Here is a 20240-nt window from a genome sequence, read left to right on the forward strand (position 1 = left end):
GGGACCGCTCCGGATCACTCGTTGGCCGCGCGCGGGCGCTCGCCGTCCTCGTACTGGTCGAAGAGCGGCGTACGGCCGCGCTCCCGTGCCCGGCGTGCGGAGGCCGCCCGACGGGCATCGGTGCGGCCGTCGTCCGGCCTGTCGTCGTCGGCGGGCTCCTGCGTCTCCGGCTCCGGCAGCGCCGGCCTCGCCTCCTGCTCCGGCGCGACGGAGCTGGACCGCGCGGAACTCCACGCGTCGGGCGCCCCGAGGTCCACGTCGGAGGTGGCGCGCGGTGCGACCGGTGCGGTCACGTAGGTCGGCAGCGGCACCGGTACCGGGTCCCAGCTGTCTCCCTGTCCGGGCCGCCGCTGCCGCTCGCGCTGCTGGTCGACCCACTCGGCGTGGTCGGTCTGCTCGACGAGGGCGCGCCGGTCCGCGGCGAGCGCGGACAGCCCGGGGTCGGTCTCGGTCGCCGGGCCCTCGTCCGGTTCGTCGGCGACCGCGCCCGGATCGAGGGGCGCGCGCCGCCGCGGCTGCCGCTCGCGCAACCGCTGGGCGGCGGCCTCGGCCTGACGCCGGTCCATCTGGTAGGCGAACCGGCGCCGTTCCTGCGTGCGCAGGTAGGCGATGTACGTGCTGAGCATCACGGCGGGCACGCCGGGCGCCCACAGGAACGCCAGCCCGCCGACGGCCGCGACGATCGCGCCGAGCGTGAAGGCGACGAAGAGCAGGACGGTGGTGCGCCGACGGCGCGCGAGCACCTTCGAGCGCTGGGCGCGCGCTGCCGCCGTCTGCGCGGAGGGCGCGCGTCGGGCCGCCGGGACCCGCTTGCGCGCCGCGCCCGGTTCGGTCGCGGGGGTGGATGCCGGGGCCTGCCCGGAGGCGGCCGCGCCGCCTTGCCGACGTGCCGGCGCGGAGGGCGACTCGGCCGCCACAGCGGCCTGCTGGTCGCGGGCCGGTTCCCGGTACCCGGGTGTCTCCGGCTCCGTCTCCGCCCGGACCTGACGACGGGTCGGAGGCATGGCGAAGGCCCGGACGTCCACCGAGTCGGTGACGTCCGGATCACCGGCGTCCTGCTCCCCCTCCGAGGCGGAGCGCGCCCTTAGGTCCCTGGCGTACCGGCGCTCCATCCCCGCCCGTCCGGACAGCAGCCGGATGGCGGTGCTGAAGCGTTCCGTCGGACGGGCCTCGTTCAGCTCGTCCTGCCTACGGAGCCACATCGGCACCAAGTAGGCGGCCCAGGCCCCGACAATGACTGCGTAGATGAGGCCGCTGCTGCTCACGCCTCACACGGTAGAGGGGTTTGCGTGGGGCCATCTGCCAATTGCGTCGGTGTGTCGCACGATCCGGCTGATATTTCGAGCTTTTTTTGTGACCGATGCGATCAACAGGCCGCCGGAGTCGCGAATTCAACGCCCCGAGGCGGTCACCAACCGATCAATTTCGAACACTTATTCAATTTCCGGGGCTAGCCCGGATTCCCCGAGGTGTTCTGCTGATTCCAGGGGGCGTTCGGACCGCCCGTCGTGCCCGGCGCCTTCGCGGACGCGCTCCTGGAGCGTGCCCGCTGCCAGCGCGCGAGCAACCCCTCGGGCACCTCTTCCGCCGTCAGGGCGAAGACGAGGTGGTCGCGCCAGGCTCCGTCGATGTGCAGATAACGCGGCCGCAGCCCCTCCTCGCGGAATCCGAGTTTCTCCACCACCCGGCGGCTGGGCCGGTTCTCGGGGCGAATGCAGACCTCGATGCGGTGCAGCCCCACGGTGCGGAAACAGTGGTCCACCACGAGCGCGACGGCCGTCGGCATCACCCCGCGGCCCGCCACCGACCGGTCCACCCAGTAGCCGACGTGCCCCGAGCACATCGACCCCCAGGTGATCCCGGCGACCGTCAGCTGCCCCACCAGCCGCCCCTGGTACTCGATGACGAACGGCAGCATGCGCCCCGCGTTCGCCTCGGAGCGCAGGTGCCGGACCATCTGCCGGTAGGTCGGGCGGTGCGTGACCGGCCCGCTGGGGGTGGGCGGCGGAATGGTCGCCTCCCAGGGGCGCAGCCAGTCCCGGTTGCGCCGGTTGACCTCGCGCCAGGCCCGCTGGTCGCGCGCTTTTATGGGCCGCAGGACGACATCGCCGTCCACCAGCACCACGGGCCAGGAAGGGCTGTTCAGCTCGCACCCCCACTGCCGGTTCCGGGGTGGTCGCCGCCGCGGATCTGGTCGACGGCGTGCGCCAGCAGTGGTTCCAGGACGGCGAGGCCGTCCCGCACCCCACCGGTGGACCCCGGAAGGTTGACGATCAGCGTCCGGCCCGCCACCCCGGCCAGGCCCCGGGAGAGCGCGGCGGTGGGCACCTTCTCCCGTCCGAACGCCCGGACGGCCTCCGCGATGCCCGGCACCTCGTAGTCGATCACCGCGCGGGTCGCCTCGGGGGTGCGGTCGGTGGGCGAGACGCCGGTGCCGCCGGTGGTCACGACGACGTCGTACCCGGCCTCGACCCCGGCGCGCAGCGCGGCCGTCACGGGCTCCCCGTCGGGCACGACCCGCGGGCCGTCGACGGTGAACCCGAAGCCCCTGAGGCCGGCCGCGACCAGCGGGCCGCCCCGGTCCTCGTAGACCCCGGCGGCGGCACGGTTGGAGGCGGTCACCACGAGCGCCCGGTACGGCACGCCGCCGCCCGCGGGCCCGCCCGTCACGTCCGGCTCCAGTCGCCCGACTTGCCGCCCGTCTTCTCCTCCACGCGTACGTCCGTGATGACCGCTCCCTTGTCGACCGCCTTGACCATGTCGATCACGGTGAGTGCCGCGACGGAGACCGCCGTGAGGGCCTCCATCTCGACGCCCGTGCGGTCGGTCGTCCGCACGGTGGCCAGGATCTCCACCGCGTCGTCCGCGACCGACAGATCCAGTTTCACACCGGAGACCGACAAGGGGTGGCACAGCGGGATCAGATCCGGGGTGCGCTTGGCCCCCATGATCCCGGCGATGCGCGCGGTGGCGAGGGCGTCGCCCTTGGGAACGCCCTCGCCGCGCAGCAGCTCGACCACGCGGGGCGAGACGAGGACGCGTCCGCTCGCGCGGGCGGTGCGCGCGGTCACGTCCTTGCCGGACACGTCGACCATGCGGGCGGCGCCCGCGTCGTCGAGGTGCGTCAGACGCTCGGGCACAGGGGGTCCGGGGGTCTCCCCCCGGAAGGGCTCAGTCATGCTGTGTGGCGCTCCCGGTCCGGGCCCGTCGCGGTGCGGCGCTCGGGCCTGCTGTGCGCGACACGGTACCGCCAAGCAGGCGCACCCGACCGGGCAGGACCGTCCGCCGGACGGCACCCACTGGACAGCACCACCCGCCGGGCAGCACCACCCGCCGGGCAGCACCGCGCCGGGCAGCATCGCGCCGGGCTAGCCGAGCAGGACGACCTCGACCTCGGTGCCCGGCTCGACGGTTTCCACGTCCTCCGGTACGACGATCAGCGCGTCGGCGTGTGCCAGTGCCGCGACCAGGTGCGAGCCGGCCCCGCCCACGGCGGTGACCTCGCCGTCCGCGTACGCCCCGCGCAGGAACTGCCGGCGCCCCTTCGGGGAGCTCAGCGCCCTGCCCGCCCTGAGCGTCGCCGTGGTGCGCGGACGGTGGACGTCGGGCAGGCCCATCAGGGTGCGGATGACGGGCCGGACGAACAGCTCGAAGGAGACGTACGACGACACGGGGTTGCCCGGCAGGGCCAGCAGCGGGGTGTGCTCGGGGCCGATGGAGCCGAAGCCCTGGGGCTTGCCGGGCTGCATGGCGAGCTTGCGGAAGTCGATGCCGCCGCCCGCCTCGTCCTCGTCGGCGACGTGCGCCAGCGCCTCCTTGACGACGTCGTACGCCCCCACGCTCACACCGCCGGTGGTGACCATCAGGTCGGCGCGGACGAGCTGGTCCTCGATGGTGGAGCGCAGCGTCTCGGCGTCGTCCACGACGGCGCCCACCCGGTAGGCGATGGCACCGGCGTCCCGGGCGGCGGCCGTGAGGGCGAAGCTGTTGGAGTCGTAGATCTGGCCGCTGCCCAGTTCCTCGCCGGGCTGGACGAGTTCGCTGCCGGTGGACACGACGACCACGCGCGGGCGCGGGCGCACCCGCACCGTGCCGCGGCCGACCGCGGCGAGCAGGGCGATCTGCGGCGGGCCGAGCACGGTGCCCGCCTCCAGGGCGAGGTCGCCCGCCTTCACGTCGCTGCCCTTCGCGCGCACGTGCGCGCGCGCCTCGGCCGGCCGGTGCACGCGCACGTGTCCCCGGGCGCCCTCGGGTGCGAGGCTGCGCGCCCGCATCCCGGTGACCGGCCCCTCGCCGAGCCCGCCGTCGGTCCACTCCACGGGGACGACGGCCTCCGCGCCGGGCGGCAGCGGGGCGCCGGTCATGATGCGGGCCGCCTGGCCGGGGCCGACGGGGGTCAGCTCGGCCGCGCCCGCCGCGACGTCCCCGACGACCTCCAGGACGGCCGGGAACTCCTCGCTCGCGCCCGCCACGTCCGTGACCCGTACCGCGTACCCGTCCATGGAGCTGTTGTCGAAGGGCGGCAGCGAGACCGGCACCATGACGTCGTCGACCAGGACGCAGCCCTGGGCGTCGAGGAGTTGCAGCTCGATGGGGTCCAGGGGGCGGACGGTCGAGAGGATGTCCTCCAGGTGCTCGTCCACCGACCACAGGCGGTCCGGGCCGGCGGGGCGGGTCGCGGCGCTGGTCAACTCTGCTGCATCTCCTCGGCTACGTAACTGCGAAGCCAGGCCCGGAAGTCCGGGCCCAGGTCTTCACGTTCGCACGCGAGTCTGACAATGGCACGCAGATAGTCGCCGCGGTCGCCGGTGTCGTACCGCCGGCCCTTGAAGACGACGCCGTGCACCGGGCCGCCGGCCTTTTCGTCCTGGGCGAGCTGCTGGAGGGCGTCGGTGAGCTGGATCTCGCCGCCGCGGCCCGGTTCGGTGCGCCGCAGTATGTCGAAGATGTGCGGGTCGAGCACGTACCGGCCGATGACCGCGTAGTTGGACGGGGCGTCCGCCGCGTCCGGCTTCTCGACCAGTCCCGTCACCTTGACGACGTCGCCGTCGGTGGTGGTCTCGACGGCCGCGGAGCCGTAGAGGTGGATCTGCTCGGGGGCGACCTCCATGAGCGCGATCACGCTGCCGCCGTGCCGCTCCTGAACCTCGATCATGCGCTGGAGCAGCGGGTCGCGGGGGTCGATCAGGTCGTCGCCGAGCAGCACGGCGAAGGGTTCGTGGCCGACGTGCGGGGCCGCGCACAGCACGGCGTGGCCGAGGCCCCTGGGGTCGCCCTGGCGCACGTAGTGCATCGTGGCCAGGTCGCTGGACTCCTGCACCTTGGCGAGCCGGTGGGCGTCGCCCTTCTTCTGGAGGGCCGACTCCAACTCGTAGTTGCGGTCGAAGTGGTCCTCCAGGGGACGCTTGTTGCGTCCGGTGATCATGAGGACGTCGTCGAGCCCCGCGGACACGGCCTCCTCGACCACATACTGGATCGCCGGCTTGTCGACGACCGGCAGCATCTCCTTGGGAGTGGCCTTGGTGGCCGGCAGGAACCGGGTGCCGAGGCCTGCCGCGGGAATGACAGCCTTGCTGATCCTGGGGTGCGACTGAGTCATGTCCGCAACCTTATCCGGTGCCTTTGCGGAGAATCGGAGCCTCCGGTCAATTGGCACGCATATGACCTGATTGAGAAGGGTGCGGGAACGACCAGTGGAACACGGTGGACCCGAGGCCGAGAGTGACAAGCCGACATTGCGGCGGGACTTCCTGGGAGTGAGGAACAGGTTGACGACGGATGTCGTCAGGGAGGCGGCCGACGCGCTGGCCGGACACGCACTGGAGCTGCCCGAGTTGGCGGGCGCGCAAACCGTCGCGGCGTACGTCTCCGTCGGGAACGAGCCGGGCACCCTCCCCCTGCTGAACGCGCTGCTCGCGCGGGGTGTGCGCGTCCTGCTCCCCGTGCTGCTGCCCGACAACGACCTGGACTGGGGCGCCTACGCCGGGGAGGACTCCCTGACCCTTGTCCGACATGGCGGGAAAATGGCCCTGTTCGAACCCTCGGGTGAACGCCTCGGGCCGGACGCGGTGCTCCGCGCGGACGTGGTGCTGCTGCCGGGACTGGCGGTGGACGCGCGCGGGATGCGGCTGGGACGCGGCGGCGGGTCGTACGACCGTGTGCTGGCCCGGCTGGAACGCGCGGGCGCACGGCCCGCGCTGGTGGTACTGCTCTACGGCACGGAGATCGTCGGGCACGTGCCCGCGGAGGCGCACGACCGGCCGGTGCAGGCGGCGGTGACGCCGTCGGGCGCACGCCGGTTCGGCCGCCCTTGAGCGGTCCCGTGCGCCACACCGTGCACCGCGCTGGTGCGAGACGGCCCGCCACGCGTGCGTGGCGGGCCGTCTCGGCGGTGCGCGGTGGGCGGTCAGCCGCTCACGGCTTGAGGACGAGCGTGTCGCTGGTGCTCTTGTCGACCGCCTTGTCCGAGAACGACCACGGGAGCAGCTCACCGGCGGCCCACTTGCCCGTCTGGTCGGTGTAGTGGGCGCTGAAGGCGTGGCCGGAGGCCCCCGTCAGGTTGATCCACTTGGACTTGTCGAGGTCGTCGAGGTTGACGACCATCCGCATGGACGGGACCCAGACGACGCCGTAGCCGCCGGCCGCGTTCCAGCCGGTCGCGTTGACCGTGGCCTCGCCGCCGCTGAGCTTCCAGGGACCGCGGTTGAGGACGTACCGCAGGAAGCTCGGACCGTCGGTGCCCAGGGTCTGGTTCTTCAGGAACAGCCGGTGCAGCCGGCCCCAGCTCCAGGTGTCGATGTCCTTGCCGAGCTTGGCGGTCAGCTCCCAGCGGGCGTCGATCATGGCGCGCGCGAACAGCTCGTTCATGTTGTCGGCCTTGGGGCGGGTGCCCGACTTCGGCGTCTTCCACCAGTCGCTGTCCGGCTGGTTCATGAGGTTGCGGACCACCTCGAACCAGCGGTCGCCGCCGTCCGGCTGGGCCTGGTCGGCGTCGCGCTCGCCGCACTCGCGCACCTTGGTGTCGTCGTCGACCGGACCGGTGCTGTCGATCTTGTCGACCCACAGGCACTGGCCCTTGACCCGCAGTTCCTTGGGCAGCTTGTTGCCGAAGGCGAGCTTGAGGATGTTGCGCCAGACCGCGTTGAAGTAGGCGGCGGCCGCGGAGTCGGAGTCCTGGGTGTAGTCCCAGCCCTCGAGCAGCTTCTGGGCCTCGCGCACGTTCTTGTCGTCGAGGTTGATCTTCAGCAGCCTGGGCACCAGCAGCTTGGCGATCTCACTGCTGTTGTCCAGCTGCATCTGGCGCATGTCGTCGGTGGAGATCTTGCCGCCGTCCTTGATCTTCGACTCGATCAGGTCGGTGATGCGCTGGCTGCGGGTGCCGTAGCCCCAGTCCGTGGTGAGCGTGTAGGGGTACTTGTCCTTGTCGATCACGGCCTGGTTGGCGGTGACGATGTAGCCGCGCTTCGGGTTGTACTCGTAGGGCAGTTCGTCCTGCTTGATGAACCCGGTCCACTTGTACTTGGACTCCCAGCCCGGGGCGGGGATGGAGCCGTCGTCCACCGAGGACCGCGTGGGGATCCTGCCCGGCAGCGTGTAGCCGATGTCGTTCTTGGTGTCGGCGTAGATCAGATTCTGCGAGGGCACGTCGAACTGGGCGGCCGCGTCCCGGAACTCGCTCCAGTCGGACGCCTTGTCCAGGGCGAAGACGGCGTCCATGGTGGTGCCGGGGTCCAGCGCGGTCCACCTCAGGGCGATGCCGTAGCCGTCGCCGCGGTCGGGTGCGGCGGTGTTGACGGTGGCCCGCTTGCCGACCTGGACGAGTTCGTCGTCGCGGTCGGACAGCAGGGGCATGCCGTCGGCGGTCTGGCGTACGACGATCGTCTTCGACGCGCCGCCGGCGACCTTGATGGTCTCCTCACGCGTGGTGAACGGCTTGGTCCTGCCGTTGTAGAGGTAGCCGTCGCCGGAGAGCTTCTCCAGGTAGAGGTCGGTGACGTCGACACCGGAGTTGGTCATGCCCCAGGCGATGTCCGCGTTGTGGCCGATTATCACTCCGGGCATCCCCGCGAAGGTGTAGCCCGTGACGTCGTACTGGCACTTGCTGGAGACCGTGGTGCAGTGCAGGCCCATCTGGTACCAGACGGACGGCAGCGAGGCCGACAGGTGCGGGTCGTTGGCGAGCAGCGGCTTGCCGCTGATGGTGTACTGGCCGCCGACGACCCAGGAGTTGGAGCCGATGCCCTGGCCGTTCACACCGACGGCCGTGGGGACGTCGTCCAGGACGTTGTAGAGGCCCGCCAGCTGGCTCGTGACCGCCGAACCCGCGGACGACGAGGTCGTGCCGGTGCCGGTGCCCGTCGAGGTCCCGGAGCCGCTCGTGGCGCCGCCCTGCTGGAACGTCCGGGTGACGGCGTCGTACTGGCCCTCCTGGACGATCGCCTTGTTGCGGCTGTACGGGTAGTCCGGGTAGAGGTCCTTGATCTGCTGCGGGTCGAGGCGGCTGGTCATCAGGGCGCGGTCGATCTCGTCCTGCATGTTGCCGCGCAGGTCCCAGGCCATCGCCTTCAGCCAGGAGACCGAGTCGACCGGGGTCCACTGCTCGGGCTTGTAGTCGTTGACGAAGCCGAGGGCCGCGTACTCCAGGGAGATGTCCTTGCCGTCCTTGCCGGCCAGGTAGGCGTTGACCCCCTCGGAGTACGCCTGCAGGTATTTCTTCGTGGCGGCCGACAGCTTGGTGTCGTACTCCTGCTTCGCGATCCGGTCCCAGCCCAGGGTGCGCAGGAACTCGTCGTTCTTCACCTGGCCCTTGCCGAACATCTCCGACAGGCGCCCGGACGTCATGTGGCGGCGCACGTCCATCTCGTAGAACCGGTCCTGCGCCTGGACGTAGCCCTGGGCCATGAACAGGTCGGCGTCGGTCGAGGCGTAGATCTGCGGAATGCCGTTGCCGTCGCGCTTCACGGTGACGGGCCCGGAGAGGCCTTCGAGCGTGATCGAACCCTTGGTCTGCGGGAAGGACGCACGGACGGTGCTGATCGACCAGTAGGCCCCAAAGGCGATGCCGCCGACGACGGCCAGGACGAGCACCAGAACGATCAGACGGGCTTTGCGCCCCTTCTTCCTGCCGGTCTTGCCGGGCTTGTCACCCGATGTGGCGGTGGTGTTGGGGGGCATCGCTGTCCTTGCTGTCCTAACGCGAGCGGCAGGCGGGCATGTGCTTTTGACTGAGCGCTGGAGCAACCATAGGCGCAGGGCCCGTCACCACTTGACGCGGAGTCGGGTACCGGCGGGCACGGGCGTTCGATCTTGCCTCGGCGAGCGTCAAGAAAGCGTCAAGAGTTAGGTAAGGTAACGAAGTACTTGGGTGCCGTGTACCGCACCCTCGGGTCCTGTGCACGTGAGCTTCCGCGCCGCCCGCGCGCGAGCCAAGGAAGGGAACCGCCGCTGACTGTCCACCACCTCAACCAGCTCCTGCTCGTCTGCTCCCTGGTCCTGCTGGTCGCCGTCGCGGCCGTCCGGATCTCCTCGCGCAGCGGGCTCCCCAGCCTGCTCGTGTACCTGGGCATCGGCGTCCTCATGGGCCAGGACGGCATCGGGAACATCCACTTCAGCAACGCCGAACTCACCCAGGTCATCGGATACGCGGCCCTGGTCGTGATCCTGGCCGAGGGCGGCCTCGGCACGAAGTGGAAGGAGGTCGAACCCGTCCTCGCGTCCGCCACCATGCTGGCCCTGGTCGGGGTCGGGGTGAGCGTCGGCGTCACCGCCGCGGGCGCGCACTACCTGGTCGGTCTGGAGTGGCGGCAGGCGCTCATCATCGGGGCGGTGGTGTCCTCCACGGACGCGGCGGCGGTGTTCTCGGTGCTCCGGCGCATCCCGCTGCCCGCGCGCGTGACGGGCACCCTGGAGGCGGAGTCCGGCTTCAACGACGCCCCGGTGGTCATCCTGGTCGTCGCCTTCTCCACCGCGGGACCGGTCGCGCACTGGTACGTCCTGCTGGGCGAGATAGCCATGGAGCTGGCCATCGGCGCGGCCCTGGGCCTCGCGGTCGGCTGGCTCGGCGCCTGGGGCCTCAGGCACGTCGCCCTGCCCGCCTCCGGCCTCTACCCGATCGCCGTGATGGCCATCGCCGTCACCGCGTACGCGGCCGGCGCGCTGGCGCACGGCAGCGGCTTCCTCGCCGTCTACCTCGCCTCCATGCTGCTCGGCAACGCCAAGCTGCCGCACTGGCCGGCCACCCGGGGGTTCGCCGAGGGGCTCGGCTGGATCGCCCAGATCGGCATGTTCGTCCTGCTGGGCCTGCTGGTCACCCCGCACGAACTCGGCGACGACTTCCTGCCCGCCCTGGTCATCGGGCTGGTGCTCACCATGGTGGCGCGGCCGCTGAGCGTGATCGCCAGCCTCACGCCGTTCCGGGTGCCGTGGGGGGAGCAGACCCTGATGTCCTGGGCCGGGCTGCGCGGCGCCGTCCCCATCATCCTGGCGACGATCCCCATGGTGAACGGCGTCGACAGCAGCCACCGCATCTTCAACATCGTCTTCGTGCTGGTCGTCGTCTACACCCTCGTCCAGGGACCGACCCTGCCCTGGCTGGCCGGCAAGCTGCGGCTCGGCGAGGGCCCGGAGGCCGCCGACCTCGGCATCGAGTCGGCCCCTCTGGAGCGGCTGCGCGGCCACCTGCTGTCCGTCTCCATCCCGGAGGGCTCCCTGATGCACGGAGTCGAGGTCGGCGAGCTGCGGCTGCCCGCCGGGGCGGCCGTCACCCTGGTCGTCCGCGAAGGAAAATCGTTCGTCCCCCTGCCCGCGACGGTGCTGCGGCGCGGCGACGAACTCCTCGTGGTCGCGACCGACCCGGTGCGGGACGCCGCGGAGCGGCGGCTGCGCGCGGTCGGGCACGGCGGCAAGCTGGCGGGCTGGCTGGGCACGCGTTAAGGGCATGTTTCGGGGGGTTCACACCACTCTCAATCCCAGGTGAACGAACCCCCCAGTGCGCGTTTTCACAGGCGTACCAGGCCTTTGCCCCTGTACGATGAAAGCACCCTGATCGAACCAACTCTGCCTGACGCAGAGCTGGCGCGACCGTATGGCGGCCGGGATCGCTCTCGCACAGCGCGCCGGTATCTACCGCAGTTCCGCGCAAGAGGACAGCTCTCGGCGCCCACCTCCCGTCCGGAGGGGCCGCGCTACCAGGCGGCAGAAAGGCACGGGCCGTGGCAGCCACGGTCACCACCGAGCCGTCGGACACCTCGTCGGCGCCGTCCCGCCCGGGTTACGGACAGCTGCTGCGCACCCGCGGCGCCTGGACGTTCCTGCTCCCCGGTTTCGCGGCGCGCCAGCCGTTCGCGATGCTCACCATCTCCATCGTGCTGCTCGTGCAGCACACCACCGGCTCCTACGGCGCCGCGGGCGCCGCCGCGGCGGTCACCGGTGTCTCCATGGCGCTGTTCGCCCCCTACAGCGGCCGGCTGGCCGACCGCTACGGGCAGCGCGCGGTGCTGCTGCCCGGGGTCCTCGTGCACGCCGTGTCCGGCCTCGCCCTGACGGCGCTCGCGCTGGCGCACGCGCCCTTGTGGGCGCTGTTCGCCGCGGCCGTGCCGACCGGCGCCTCGGTGCCCCAGGTCGGCCCCATGGTGCGGGCCCGCTGGGGCGTGCGGCTCCAGGACTCGCCCCTGATGCCCACCGCGGCGGCCTTCGAGTCCGTCACCGACGAGCTCACCTTCGTGTTCGGCCCCCTGCTCGCGACCGCCCTGTGCACCACCGTGACCCCCGCCGCGGGGCTCGTCACCGAGGCCGCGCTGACGCTGGTCGGCGGTCTGCTGTTCGCCGCCCAGAAGGGCACCCAGCCGCAGGTGACCGGCGCCGGCCACGCGCGCGTGCGGCACGCCTCCGCGCTCCGCGTCCCCGGCGTACGCGTGCTCGTCGTGGCCTTCCTCGGCATCGGCTCCGTCTTCGGCGGCATGCAGGTCTCCCTCGCGGCGTTCACCGAGTCGATCGGCGAGCCCGGCCTGAACGGCGTCCTCTACGGCACGTTCGCCGCCGGGAACATGCTCTCGGGCATCGTGTGCGGCGCCATCGCCTGGAAGGCCGCCCCGCACCGGCGCCTGGTCCTCGGCTACGCGGCGCTGGCACTCACCGCCTCGGCGCTGTGGACCTCCCACTCGGTGCTCGTCCTGGCCGGCCTCGGCCTGCTGGTCGGCGTGTGCATCGCACCCACCCTGATCACCGGCTACACGCTGGTCGAGGGCCTGGTCCCGGCCGGCGCCCGCACCGAGGCGTTCACCTGGCTGACGGGCGCGGTGGCGCTCGGCCAGGCGGCCGCCGTCACGGTCGCCGGCCAGCTGGAGGACCGGTTGTGGGGCGGCGCCGGGTTCCTGGTGCCGATGGCCGGCACGCTGCTCGCCCTGGTGACCCTGCTGGCGCTGCGATCACGGCTGGTAGCGCGCCCCCGGAACCGCACGGTCGCACGTGGCGTCGGTCACCGCGAGCCGGTGACGGTGGACTGATCCTCAGGAATACGTCACTATGGACCGTCGTTAGCACTCATCGAGTGAGAGTGCCAGGAGGAAGACAGTGCCGACCTACCAGTACCAGTGCACCGAGTGCGGCGAGGGCCTCGAGGCGGTGCAGAAGTTCACCGACGACGCCCTGACCGAGTGCCCCAACTGCGGTGGCCGCCTGAAGAAGGTGTTCTCCGCTGTGGGCATTGTCTTCAAGGGCTCGGGCTTCTACCGCAACGACAGCCGCGGCTCCTCGTCGAGCAGCAGCCCCGCGTCGAAGACGTCCGGCTCCACGTCGTCCGAGTCGAAGACCGCGTCCTCGACGGGTTCCGGCTCGTCCGAGTCGAAGTCGTCGTCCTCGACGTCGTCCTCGACGGGCTCCGCGAGCACCTCCGCGGCCTGAGCGCCTCCTTGCGGCCCCTTTTCGACCCCGCCGTCGAGCGACGGCGGGGTTCGAGGCGTACCCGTGGGCCGGGGCAGCGGCGTTCCCGGAGACCGGGTCCTGCCCGATCCGGCTGCGACTAGTGTGCTGGGCATGGTGAACGCAGAGATCGGCGTGATCGGCGGTTCGGGCTTCTACTCGTTCCTCGACGACGTGACCGAGGTCCAGGTCGACACCCCCTACGGGCCGCCCAGCGACTCCCTCTTCCTCGGCGAGGTCGCCGGCCGCCGGGTCGCCTTCCTGCCCCGCCACGGACGCGGCCACCATCTGCCGCCGCACCGCATCAACTACCGCGCCAACCTGTGGGCCCTGCGCTCCGTCGGTGCGCGCCAGGTGCTCGGCCCCTGCGCGGTGGGCGGCCTGCGCCCCGAGTACGGCCCCGGCACGCTGCTCGTACCGGACCAGCTGGTGGACCGGACGAAGTCCCGGGCCCAGTCGTACTTCGACGGACTGCCGCTGCCCGACGGCAGCGTGCCGAACGTGGTGCACGTGTCCCTGGCCGACCCGTACTGCCCCACCGGGCGCGCCGCGGCGCTGAAGGCGGCCCGGGGCCGCGACTGGGAGCCGGTGGACGGGGGCACGCTGGTCGTGGTCGAGGGGCCGCGCTTCTCGACCCGCGCGGAATCGCTCTGGCACCAGGCGCAGGGCTGGTCCGTGGTGGGCATGACCGGTCACCCCGAGGCGGCGCTCGCCCGGGAACTGGAGCTCTGCTACACGTCGTTGACGCTGGTCACGGATCTGGACGCGGGCGCGGAGAGCGGCGAGGGCGTCTCTCACGACGAGGTGCTCCGGGTGTTCGCGGCGAACGTGGACCGGCTGCGGGGCGTGCTGTTCGACGCGGTGGCGGCCCTGCCCGAGAACACGGCCCGGGACTGCCTGTGCGCGAACGCGCTCGGCGGGATGGATCCGGGGTTCCGGCTGCCGTGACGGGAGCCTGGGTTCCGGCTGCCGTTACAGGACCCTGGGTTCCGGCTGCCGTTACAGGACCCTGGGTTCCGGCTGCCGTGACGGAACTTTCCGTTCGGGTGACGGAGTTGTCCACAACCAGCCGGTAGCCCACCGGCTCCGACGCGTTTCGACGCGAGGCCTCATCGTGGCCTTGCAAGCCGATCCCTCGTCGCAGGTGGTGCCCCCATGACCGTTCCCTCGTCCCCGCCCCTCCCGCCGTCCCCGTCCTCCACACTCCCGCCGTCCCTTCGCGTCCCGCGCCCGCTGGGCACGGACGCCCCCGCCACCTGCGTGGTCCCGCAGTTCGAACCGGTGCGGGTGCGCGGTGGCCGGTACCGGCTGGCCCAGGTGCTGCGGCACCGCAGGGGGGTGCTGGCGGCCACCGGCCTGGCGGCCACCGCGGCGGCGCTCGTCGCGGCCGGCCCCCGTGCCGCCCCGGACGCCCCGCGCGCCGAGCGGACCCGCGGCCATCCGGCCGCCCAGCCCGTACGACGGCAGGCGCCGCCGGTGGACATGGTGACGGCGCCGGTGCGGATCGCCGACGCGGCCACCGTGCGGCTGCTGCGCCCCGGCGACCGGGTGGACGTCATCGCCGCCGGAGACCGGGCGGCGGGCGGGGACGCCGAGGTGATCGCGCGCGGCGTACGCGTGACGGGACTGCCGGAGCCGGTCGAGGGGGCCGCGGAGAGCGGGGCGCTGGTCGTCCTCTCGGTTCCGCGCGGCACCGCGGCCCGGCTGGTCGGCGCGAGCGCCACGGCCCGGCTGGCGGTGACACTGTGCTGAACAAGCTGGGGAGATTTCTGGGCCAAATCCTGTCAAGTCGCTCGTTCGAGCTACCGGATACGGCGCAATGGCCGCATGCTGACGTAGGTTGCGGAGCGATTCGTTCCACACCCTGTGCATGCGAGGAGAGTCCCCTAGGTGAGCGCGAAGAAGGAACCGAGCGTCTGGCAGGGCTTCAAGGCCTTCCTGATGCGCGGCAACGTCGTCGATCTGGCGGTAGCGGTGGTCATCGGCGCCGCCTTCACGAACATCGTCAACTCGGTGGTGAAGGGGATCATCAACCCCGTCGTCGGGGCGATCGGCACGAAGAACCTGGACAGCTACAGCTCGTGCCTGAAGGACCCGTGCTCGTTGAACACGGACGGCACGGTCAAGAGCGGCATCCCGATCATGTGGGGGTCGGTCCTCGGATCCGCGCTGAACTTCGTGATCACCGCGGCGGTCGTGTACTTCCTGATGGTCCTGCCCATGGCCAAGTACCTGGCCCGGGTGCAGGCGCACCGCAAGGCGCGCGAGGGCACGCACGAGGTCATCGAGGTGACCGAGCTGGAGGTGCTCAAGCAGATCCGCGACGAGTTGGTCGCACAGCGGGGTACGCCGGGCCGTCAGGACCGCTGACCAGGGCCTCGCGGGGACCTCAGAGGTGGCCGGGGCCGGTTCAGAGGTGGTGGGGCGGCTTCTCGTCGAGGAAGCGCTTGAGGTCGGCCGCGGAGTCGCCCGCCGGGCGGTCGCCCCAGCCGCGGTCCGTGTCGTCGGAGGACTGCCGGTCCAACGGGTCGTCGAAGATCAGCGCGGCCTTCGGGTCGCGCGGCGCTGGCTCGTGGACGGTGCTCATCACTCAAGGGTACGGCGGACCCGCCGCCACCCCGGCCGGGCCGCCCCCGCGGACGCCGTCACCGGACCCCGGGCGCGATACCGCAGCGGTTCTCTGCTGTGCTGGGGGGCATGACGTCGAGTTCCACCCCGGCGCCCGCCTCCCCGGGCACGCCCCAGCCGATCCGGCCGCTGCGCCGCCTCACCGCGCGCGGGCGCGGGGAGTCCCACCGGGTCTCCTCGCCGCTCGAGCTCTTCTTCGACCTGTGTTTCGTCGTGGCCATCGCCCAGGCGGGCGCGGAGCTGGTGCACGCGGTCGCGTCGGGTCACGCGGGCCAGGGCGTCCTGAACTACGCGATGCTGTTCTTCGCCATCTGGTGGGCCTGGATGAACTTCACCTGGTTCGCCTCGGCGTACGACAACGACGACGCGCTCTACCGGATCGTCACCCTGGTCCAGATCGCCGGCGTGCTGGTGCTGGCGGCCGGCGTCTCACGGGCCTTCGCGGACCACGACTTCGCCGTGGTCCTGATCGGCTACGTGATCATGCGGCTGGCGCTGGCCTCGCAGTGGCTGCGGGCCGCGCGGGCGGCCTCGGGGGCGGAGCGGACCATGGCGCTCCGGTACGCCGGCGGGGTGCTGCTCTGCCAGGTCGGCTGGGTCGGTCTGGTGGTGCTGCCGGAGCACGCGCGGCCCTGGGTGTTCCTGGTGATGGCGATCGCCGAGCTGTGTGTGCCCGTGTACGCGGAGAAGGACTACAGCACCTCCTGGCATCCGCACCACATCGCCGAGCGCTTCGGGCTGTTCACGATCATCGTGCTCGGCGAGACGATCTCGGCGGCGACGGTCGCCGTGAAGTCGGCGGTGGCCGAGCACGACGCCCTGGCCGAACTGCTGCCGATCGCGGCGGGCGGCCTGCTGATCGTCTTCTCGGCGTGGTGGATCTACTTCGTGGTGCCGATCCATGGCCACCTGCGCTCCAACAGGCAGTCCTTCCTCTGGGGTTACGGCCACTACCTGATCTTCGCGGCGGCGGCCTCGATCGGCGCGGGCCTGGAGGTGGCCGTGGAGGACGCGGTCGGCAAGGCGCACATCTCGACGCTGTCCGCCTCGGCGGCGGTGACCGTGCCGACCGCGCTGTACCTGCTGACCGTGTGGGCCCTGCACGCGCGGCACTTCAAGGTCGGCACGGCCCAGCAGCTGGTGCTGCCGGTCACGGCGCTGCTGGTGATCTGCTGCACCTTCCTGGGCGACTGGGCGGTGCCCGCGGCGGGCCTCGTGTCGGCGGCCGCGGTGGCCACGGGCACGACCCTGACCGCGCGCACGGCCGCCCGCGGGCGCCCTTCGGACGCCGCCGCCACCGCATCCTGACCGCTCCGCCGGGGAGCCTGGCTGGGCCAGACTGGCCGTCATGACAGTTGACGCATTGACGGACGTGGCCGGGGTGCGGGTGGGACACGCCACCCGCAGCGGCGACGGCTGGCTCACCGGCACCACGGTCGTCCTCGCTCCGGAGGGCGGCGCGGTCGCCGCCGTGGACGTGCGTGGCGGCGGCCCGGGCACCAAGGAGACAGACGCGCTGGACCCGCGCAACCTGGTGCAGCGGGTGGAGGCGTTGGTGCTCACGGGCGGCAGCGCCTACGGGCTCGACGCGGCCTCCGGGGTGATGGCCTGGTTGGAGGAGCGGGGGCGCGGGGTGCGGGTGGGGCCGGATCCCACGCATGTGGTGCCGGTGGTGCCCGCCGCCTGTGTCTTCGACCTGGGGCGCGGCGGCGACTTCCGGGCCCGGCCGGACGCGGCGACGGGGCGGGCGGCGGTCGAGGAGGCGGCCGCGAGCGCGCCCGGGGCGCCGGTCCGGGAGGGGTGCGTGGGCGCGGGCACGGGTGCCGTGGCCGGGGCCCTGAAGGGCGGGGTGGGCAGTGCGAGCACCGTGCTGGCCTCGGGGATCACGGTGGCCGCGCTGGTGGTGGCGAACGCCGCCGGTGGGGTGCTGGATCCCGGGACGGGGGTGCTGTACGGGGAGTTGTTCCAGGGGCGGGTGGACTACCCCGGGGAGCGGGTGCGGGAGGCCGCGCGGCTGCGGCTCGCCGAGAGCGCCGCCGCGAACGGGCTGCCGCCGCTGAACACCACCCTCGCCGTGGTCGCGACCGATGCCGAACTCTCCAAGGCGCAGGCGCAGAAGCTGGCCGGGACGGCGCACGACGGGATCGCCCGCGCGGTGCGGCCGGTACACCTGCTGCACGACGGGGACACGGTGTTCGCGCTGGCCACGGGCGCCCGTCCGCTCGACGCGAGCCCTCTCGCGCTCAACGAGATCCTGGCGGCCGGCGCGGACCTGGTGACGCGGGCGATCGTGCGGGCGGTACGGGCCGCCGAGCCGGTCGACGGGCCGGGCGGGGCGTGGCCGTCGTACGAGGAGCTGTACGGGGCGCGCACGGAACGGTGAGGTGCGCAACGGCGAGGTGCGGGTCCGCGACCTTGCGGGTTCCTGTCGATTGTCCTGGTTCTGTCACGTGACGGCGTCAGCACGCACCGGCGGGAACCCCGGCGGGGGCCCGCGGCCTCTTCTTCCACGCACTGGAGCGGATCACCCACCTCACGAACCTGGAGCAGCCCGTGACAACGCCGGACATTGCAGCGCGGCGCGTACTGGGGGCCTGTGCCGCCCTGATGGTCGGCGCCCTCACGCTCACCGCCTGCGGTGGCAACGCCGACGCCACCACCGACGACGGCAAGGGCGGCGGGCAGGACAGCGCCGCCCGGACGTCGGCCGCGAAGATCGCGATCTCGGCGAAGGACGGCTCGACCGGCGCGTCCATCAACACGACCGGGGTGCGGGTCAGCGGCGGCAGGCTGACCGTCGTGAAGATGACGGTGGCGGGGTCGGGGCAGACCGTGACCGGCACCGTGTCGGCGGACGGCAGCACCTGGAAGCCGAAGGAGCAGCTGGAGCGCGGCACCAAGTACCAGATATCCGCGACCGCCAAGGACTCCAAGGGGCTCACGGCCGCGGCGAACTCCATCTTCACCACCGTCAACTCGGCGAACAGCTTCATAGGCACCTACACGCCGGACAACGGGACGACGGTGGGCGTCGGGATGCCGGTGTCGTTCGACTTCGACAAGGTCATCACCGACAAGAAGGCCGTCCAGTCGCACATCACGGTCACGTCCAGCAGCGGCCAGCAAGTGGTGGGGCACTGGTTCGGGGGGCAGCGGCTGGACTTCCGGCCGCAGGACTACTGGAAGGCCGGCTCCAAGGTCACCATGAAGATCGACCTGGACGGGGTCGAGGGCGCGAACGGCGTCTACGGGGTGCAGAAGAAGACGGTGACCTTCACCGTCGGACGTTCGCAGGTCTCCACGGTGGACGCGCACACGCAGACCATGACGGTGATGCGGGACGGCAGGCTCCTCAAGTCGGTACCGGTGTCCACGGGCAGCCCCGAGCACACGACGTACAACGGGCAGATGGTGATCTCCGAGAAGTTCACCCAGACCCGGATGAACAGCCAGACGGTCGGCCTCGGCGGGGAGTACGACATCCCGGACGTGCCGCACGCGATGCGGCTGACGACGTCGGGGACGTTCATCCACGGCAACTACTGGTACAGCAAGGGCAACCCGCCGTTCGGACGGGTGGGCACCAGCCACGGCTGCGTGGGCATGGCGGACGTGCAGGGCGCGCAGGGCGACACGACGGCCAAGTGGTTCTACGACAACTCGCTGATCGGTGACGTCGTGATCGTGAAGAACTCCCCCGACAAGACCGTGCAGCCCGACAACGGGCTCAACGGGTGGAACCTGTCGTGGAGCGAGTGGACCGCCGGAAGTGCGGTCTGACCGGCAGGTTTTGACGGATCTTCGGGCCGCGCGGGAACACTTCGCGCGGCCCGCGCGTTTTCCCGGCGTACGTTTTCTCGGTTCCCGGACATGATGTCCGACCGAGGGGCTACGGTATGCACCCACAAGGTGACATGCAGCAACGCCGGGAGAAGCCTTGAGCGTTCCGTACGAGACGGCAGCGCCCGAACCAGCCGAGTCGCCCGAGTCTCCGGAGGAGCATCTCGCGCGGCTCCTCGGCCGTGCCCTGAACTCCTTCGAGTTGCCGGACGAGGCCATAAGGCAGCTGGACTGCGCGCTCGCGCACGACAGTTCGCTGCACTCCGCGCACCACAGCGCTGGGCTGCACCGGGAGACGTACCGGCACACCTGGCTGCTCGCCGACGGCTCGGCGGTCACCCTGTGGGAGCTCGTGCACAACACCGCGCCGGGCAGCGAACCGCAGCACGAGGTGTACGTCGACGAGGAGGAGCTGCGGGCGGCGACCCTGCGGCTGCCGTTGCCGCCGGACGCCCCGGACTTCGAGCTGCCGGTGCTGATGACGCTGGCGCCGGTCCCGGAGCCCCGGCACGTGTATCTGCCGGACGAGTCGGCGGACCACGCACGCCGGCTGCTGCGTCGTGCGGAGAACGCGGACCGGCCGGGCACGGAGACCGCGCGGGCGCTGGCCACGGCGTTCGCGCACCAGATCACCCAGGCGTTCGGGCGGCCGGGGCGGACGGGCCGGGCGGGCGTGAGTTTCTCGCTCTACGAACACGCGTTCCTGCTGGGTGACGGCCGTGAGCTGTCCCTGTGGGAGGTCGAGCACACGGCGACGCCGGACGGCCGGCACATGTGCGAGGTGTACCCGACGGAGGACGCGGCCAGGGACGCGATGGAGCGGCGGGCGGCGCGGCTGGGCTAGCCCCAGGGCC

Annotated in this window: 19 protein-coding genes; 11 read left to right on the forward strand and 8 right to left on the reverse strand. The window is 71.8% G+C overall.

Annotation, left to right across the window (positions count from 1 at the left end):
* Positions 1 to 14: 14 nt before the first annotated feature.
* The 6 genes from glpR to galU form a co-directional block, all read right to left on the reverse strand.
* Positions 15 to 1265, reverse strand: coding sequence for a gephyrin-like molybdotransferase receptor GlpR (gene glpR, locus AB0958_RS08280; RefSeq protein ID WP_366889537.1), 1251 nt, complete (start codon positions 1263 to 1265; stop codon positions 15 to 17).
* 185 nt (positions 1266 to 1450) lie between these two features.
* Entirely contained in the window at positions 1451 to 2122 is a 672-nt protein-coding gene (locus tag AB0958_RS08285; RefSeq protein WP_358977320.1) for a GNAT family protein, read from the reverse strand.
* Positions 2123 to 2142: 20 nt separating this feature from the next.
* Complete coding sequence (locus AB0958_RS08290; RefSeq protein WP_366889654.1) at positions 2143 to 2643, reverse strand: molybdenum cofactor synthesis domain-containing protein; 501 nt, start codon at positions 2641 to 2643, stop codon at positions 2143 to 2145.
* A 23-nt stretch (positions 2644 to 2666) separates the two neighbouring features.
* A complete protein-coding gene (moaC, locus tag AB0958_RS08295; protein WP_366889538.1) occupies positions 2667 to 3179 on the reverse strand; it encodes a cyclic pyranopterin monophosphate synthase MoaC in 513 nt (170 codons plus the stop codon).
* A gap of 189 nt (positions 3180 to 3368) precedes the next feature.
* Positions 3369 to 4691 (reverse strand): gephyrin-like molybdotransferase Glp, encoded by a 1323-nt coding sequence (gene glp, locus AB0958_RS08300; protein ID WP_366889539.1) that lies wholly within the window; start codon positions 4689 to 4691, stop codon positions 3369 to 3371.
* Complete coding sequence (galU, locus tag AB0958_RS08305; protein ID WP_358976870.1) at positions 4688 to 5599, reverse strand: UTP--glucose-1-phosphate uridylyltransferase GalU; 912 nt, start codon at positions 5597 to 5599, stop codon at positions 4688 to 4690. Before galU ends, glp begins: the two co-directional genes overlap by 4 nt.
* 94 nt (positions 5600 to 5693) lie before the next feature.
* Between galU and AB0958_RS08310 the strand changes: the two genes are divergently transcribed.
* The gene (locus tag AB0958_RS08310) at positions 5694 to 6314 is read left to right on the forward strand and encodes a 5-formyltetrahydrofolate cyclo-ligase (RefSeq protein ID WP_366889540.1); all 621 of its coding nucleotides are present in this window, start codon (positions 5694 to 5696) and stop codon (positions 6312 to 6314) included.
* 100 nt (positions 6315 to 6414) lie between these two features.
* On the opposite strand, the gene AB0958_RS08315 is transcribed toward AB0958_RS08310, so the two are convergent.
* Positions 6415 to 9174, reverse strand: a complete 2760-nt coding sequence (locus AB0958_RS08315) for a penicillin acylase family protein (RefSeq protein ID WP_366889541.1) — start codon at positions 9172 to 9174, stop codon at positions 6415 to 6417.
* 195 nt (positions 9175 to 9369) lie between these two features.
* Here AB0958_RS08315 and AB0958_RS08320 point away from each other — a divergent pair, with 195 nt between their 5' ends.
* The 6 genes from AB0958_RS08320 to mscL all read left to right on the forward strand — a co-directional run bounded on the left by AB0958_RS08320 (position 9370) and on the right by mscL (position 15288).
* Positions 9370 to 10932 (forward strand): potassium/proton antiporter, encoded by a 1563-nt coding sequence (locus AB0958_RS08320; protein ID WP_366889655.1) that lies wholly within the window; start codon positions 9370 to 9372, stop codon positions 10930 to 10932.
* Positions 10933 to 11210: 278 nt separating this feature from the next.
* On the forward strand, positions 11211 to 12503 hold the full coding sequence (locus AB0958_RS08325; RefSeq protein ID WP_366889542.1) for an MFS transporter: 1293 nt from the start codon (positions 11211 to 11213) through the stop codon (positions 12501 to 12503).
* 67 nt (positions 12504 to 12570) lie between these two features.
* Positions 12571 to 12900, forward strand: a complete 330-nt coding sequence (locus AB0958_RS08330; protein WP_366889543.1) for an FmdB family zinc ribbon protein — start codon at positions 12571 to 12573, stop codon at positions 12898 to 12900.
* 132 nt (positions 12901 to 13032) lie between these two features.
* Complete coding sequence (locus AB0958_RS08335) at positions 13033 to 13866, forward strand: S-methyl-5'-thioadenosine phosphorylase (protein WP_366889544.1); 834 nt, start codon at positions 13033 to 13035, stop codon at positions 13864 to 13866.
* Between the two features lie 207 nt (positions 13867 to 14073).
* Positions 14074 to 14670 (forward strand): hypothetical protein, encoded by a 597-nt coding sequence (locus AB0958_RS08340; RefSeq protein ID WP_366889545.1) that lies wholly within the window; start codon positions 14074 to 14076, stop codon positions 14668 to 14670.
* Positions 14671 to 14808: 138 nt separating this feature from the next.
* Entirely contained in the window at positions 14809 to 15288 is a 480-nt protein-coding gene (gene mscL / locus AB0958_RS08345) for a large conductance mechanosensitive channel protein MscL (protein WP_366889547.1), read from the forward strand.
* 40 nt (positions 15289 to 15328) lie between these two features.
* Here mscL and AB0958_RS08350 read toward each other — a convergent pair whose 3' ends face one another.
* Positions 15329 to 15505, reverse strand: a complete 177-nt coding sequence (locus AB0958_RS08350) for a hypothetical protein (protein ID WP_366889548.1) — start codon at positions 15503 to 15505, stop codon at positions 15329 to 15331.
* Positions 15506 to 15615: 110 nt separating this feature from the next.
* On the opposite strand from AB0958_RS08350, the gene AB0958_RS08355 reads away from it, so the two are divergent.
* The 4 genes from AB0958_RS08355 (at position 15616) to AB0958_RS08370 (ending at position 20230) form a co-directional block, all read left to right on the forward strand.
* Complete coding sequence (locus tag AB0958_RS08355; protein WP_366889549.1) at positions 15616 to 16854, forward strand: low temperature requirement protein A; 1239 nt, start codon at positions 15616 to 15618, stop codon at positions 16852 to 16854.
* A gap of 40 nt (positions 16855 to 16894) precedes the next feature.
* A complete protein-coding gene (locus tag AB0958_RS08360; RefSeq protein ID WP_366889550.1) occupies positions 16895 to 17929 on the forward strand; it encodes a P1 family peptidase in 1035 nt (344 codons plus the stop codon).
* Between the two features lie 170 nt (positions 17930 to 18099).
* Positions 18100 to 19326 carry an Ig-like domain-containing protein gene (locus AB0958_RS08365; RefSeq protein WP_366889551.1) on the forward strand — a complete coding sequence of 409 codons (1227 nt, stop codon included), beginning with the start codon at positions 18100 to 18102 and terminating at the stop codon, positions 19324 to 19326.
* Positions 19327 to 19483: 157 nt separating this feature from the next.
* A complete protein-coding gene (locus AB0958_RS08370) occupies positions 19484 to 20230 on the forward strand; it encodes a DUF6227 family protein (protein ID WP_366889552.1) in 747 nt (248 codons plus the stop codon).
* Positions 20231 to 20240: the final 10 nt, after the last annotated feature.

The sequence above is a fragment of the Streptomyces sp. NPDC006655 genome (assembly GCF_040703965.1).
GTDB lineage: Bacteria > Actinomycetota > Actinomycetes > Streptomycetales > Streptomycetaceae > Streptomyces.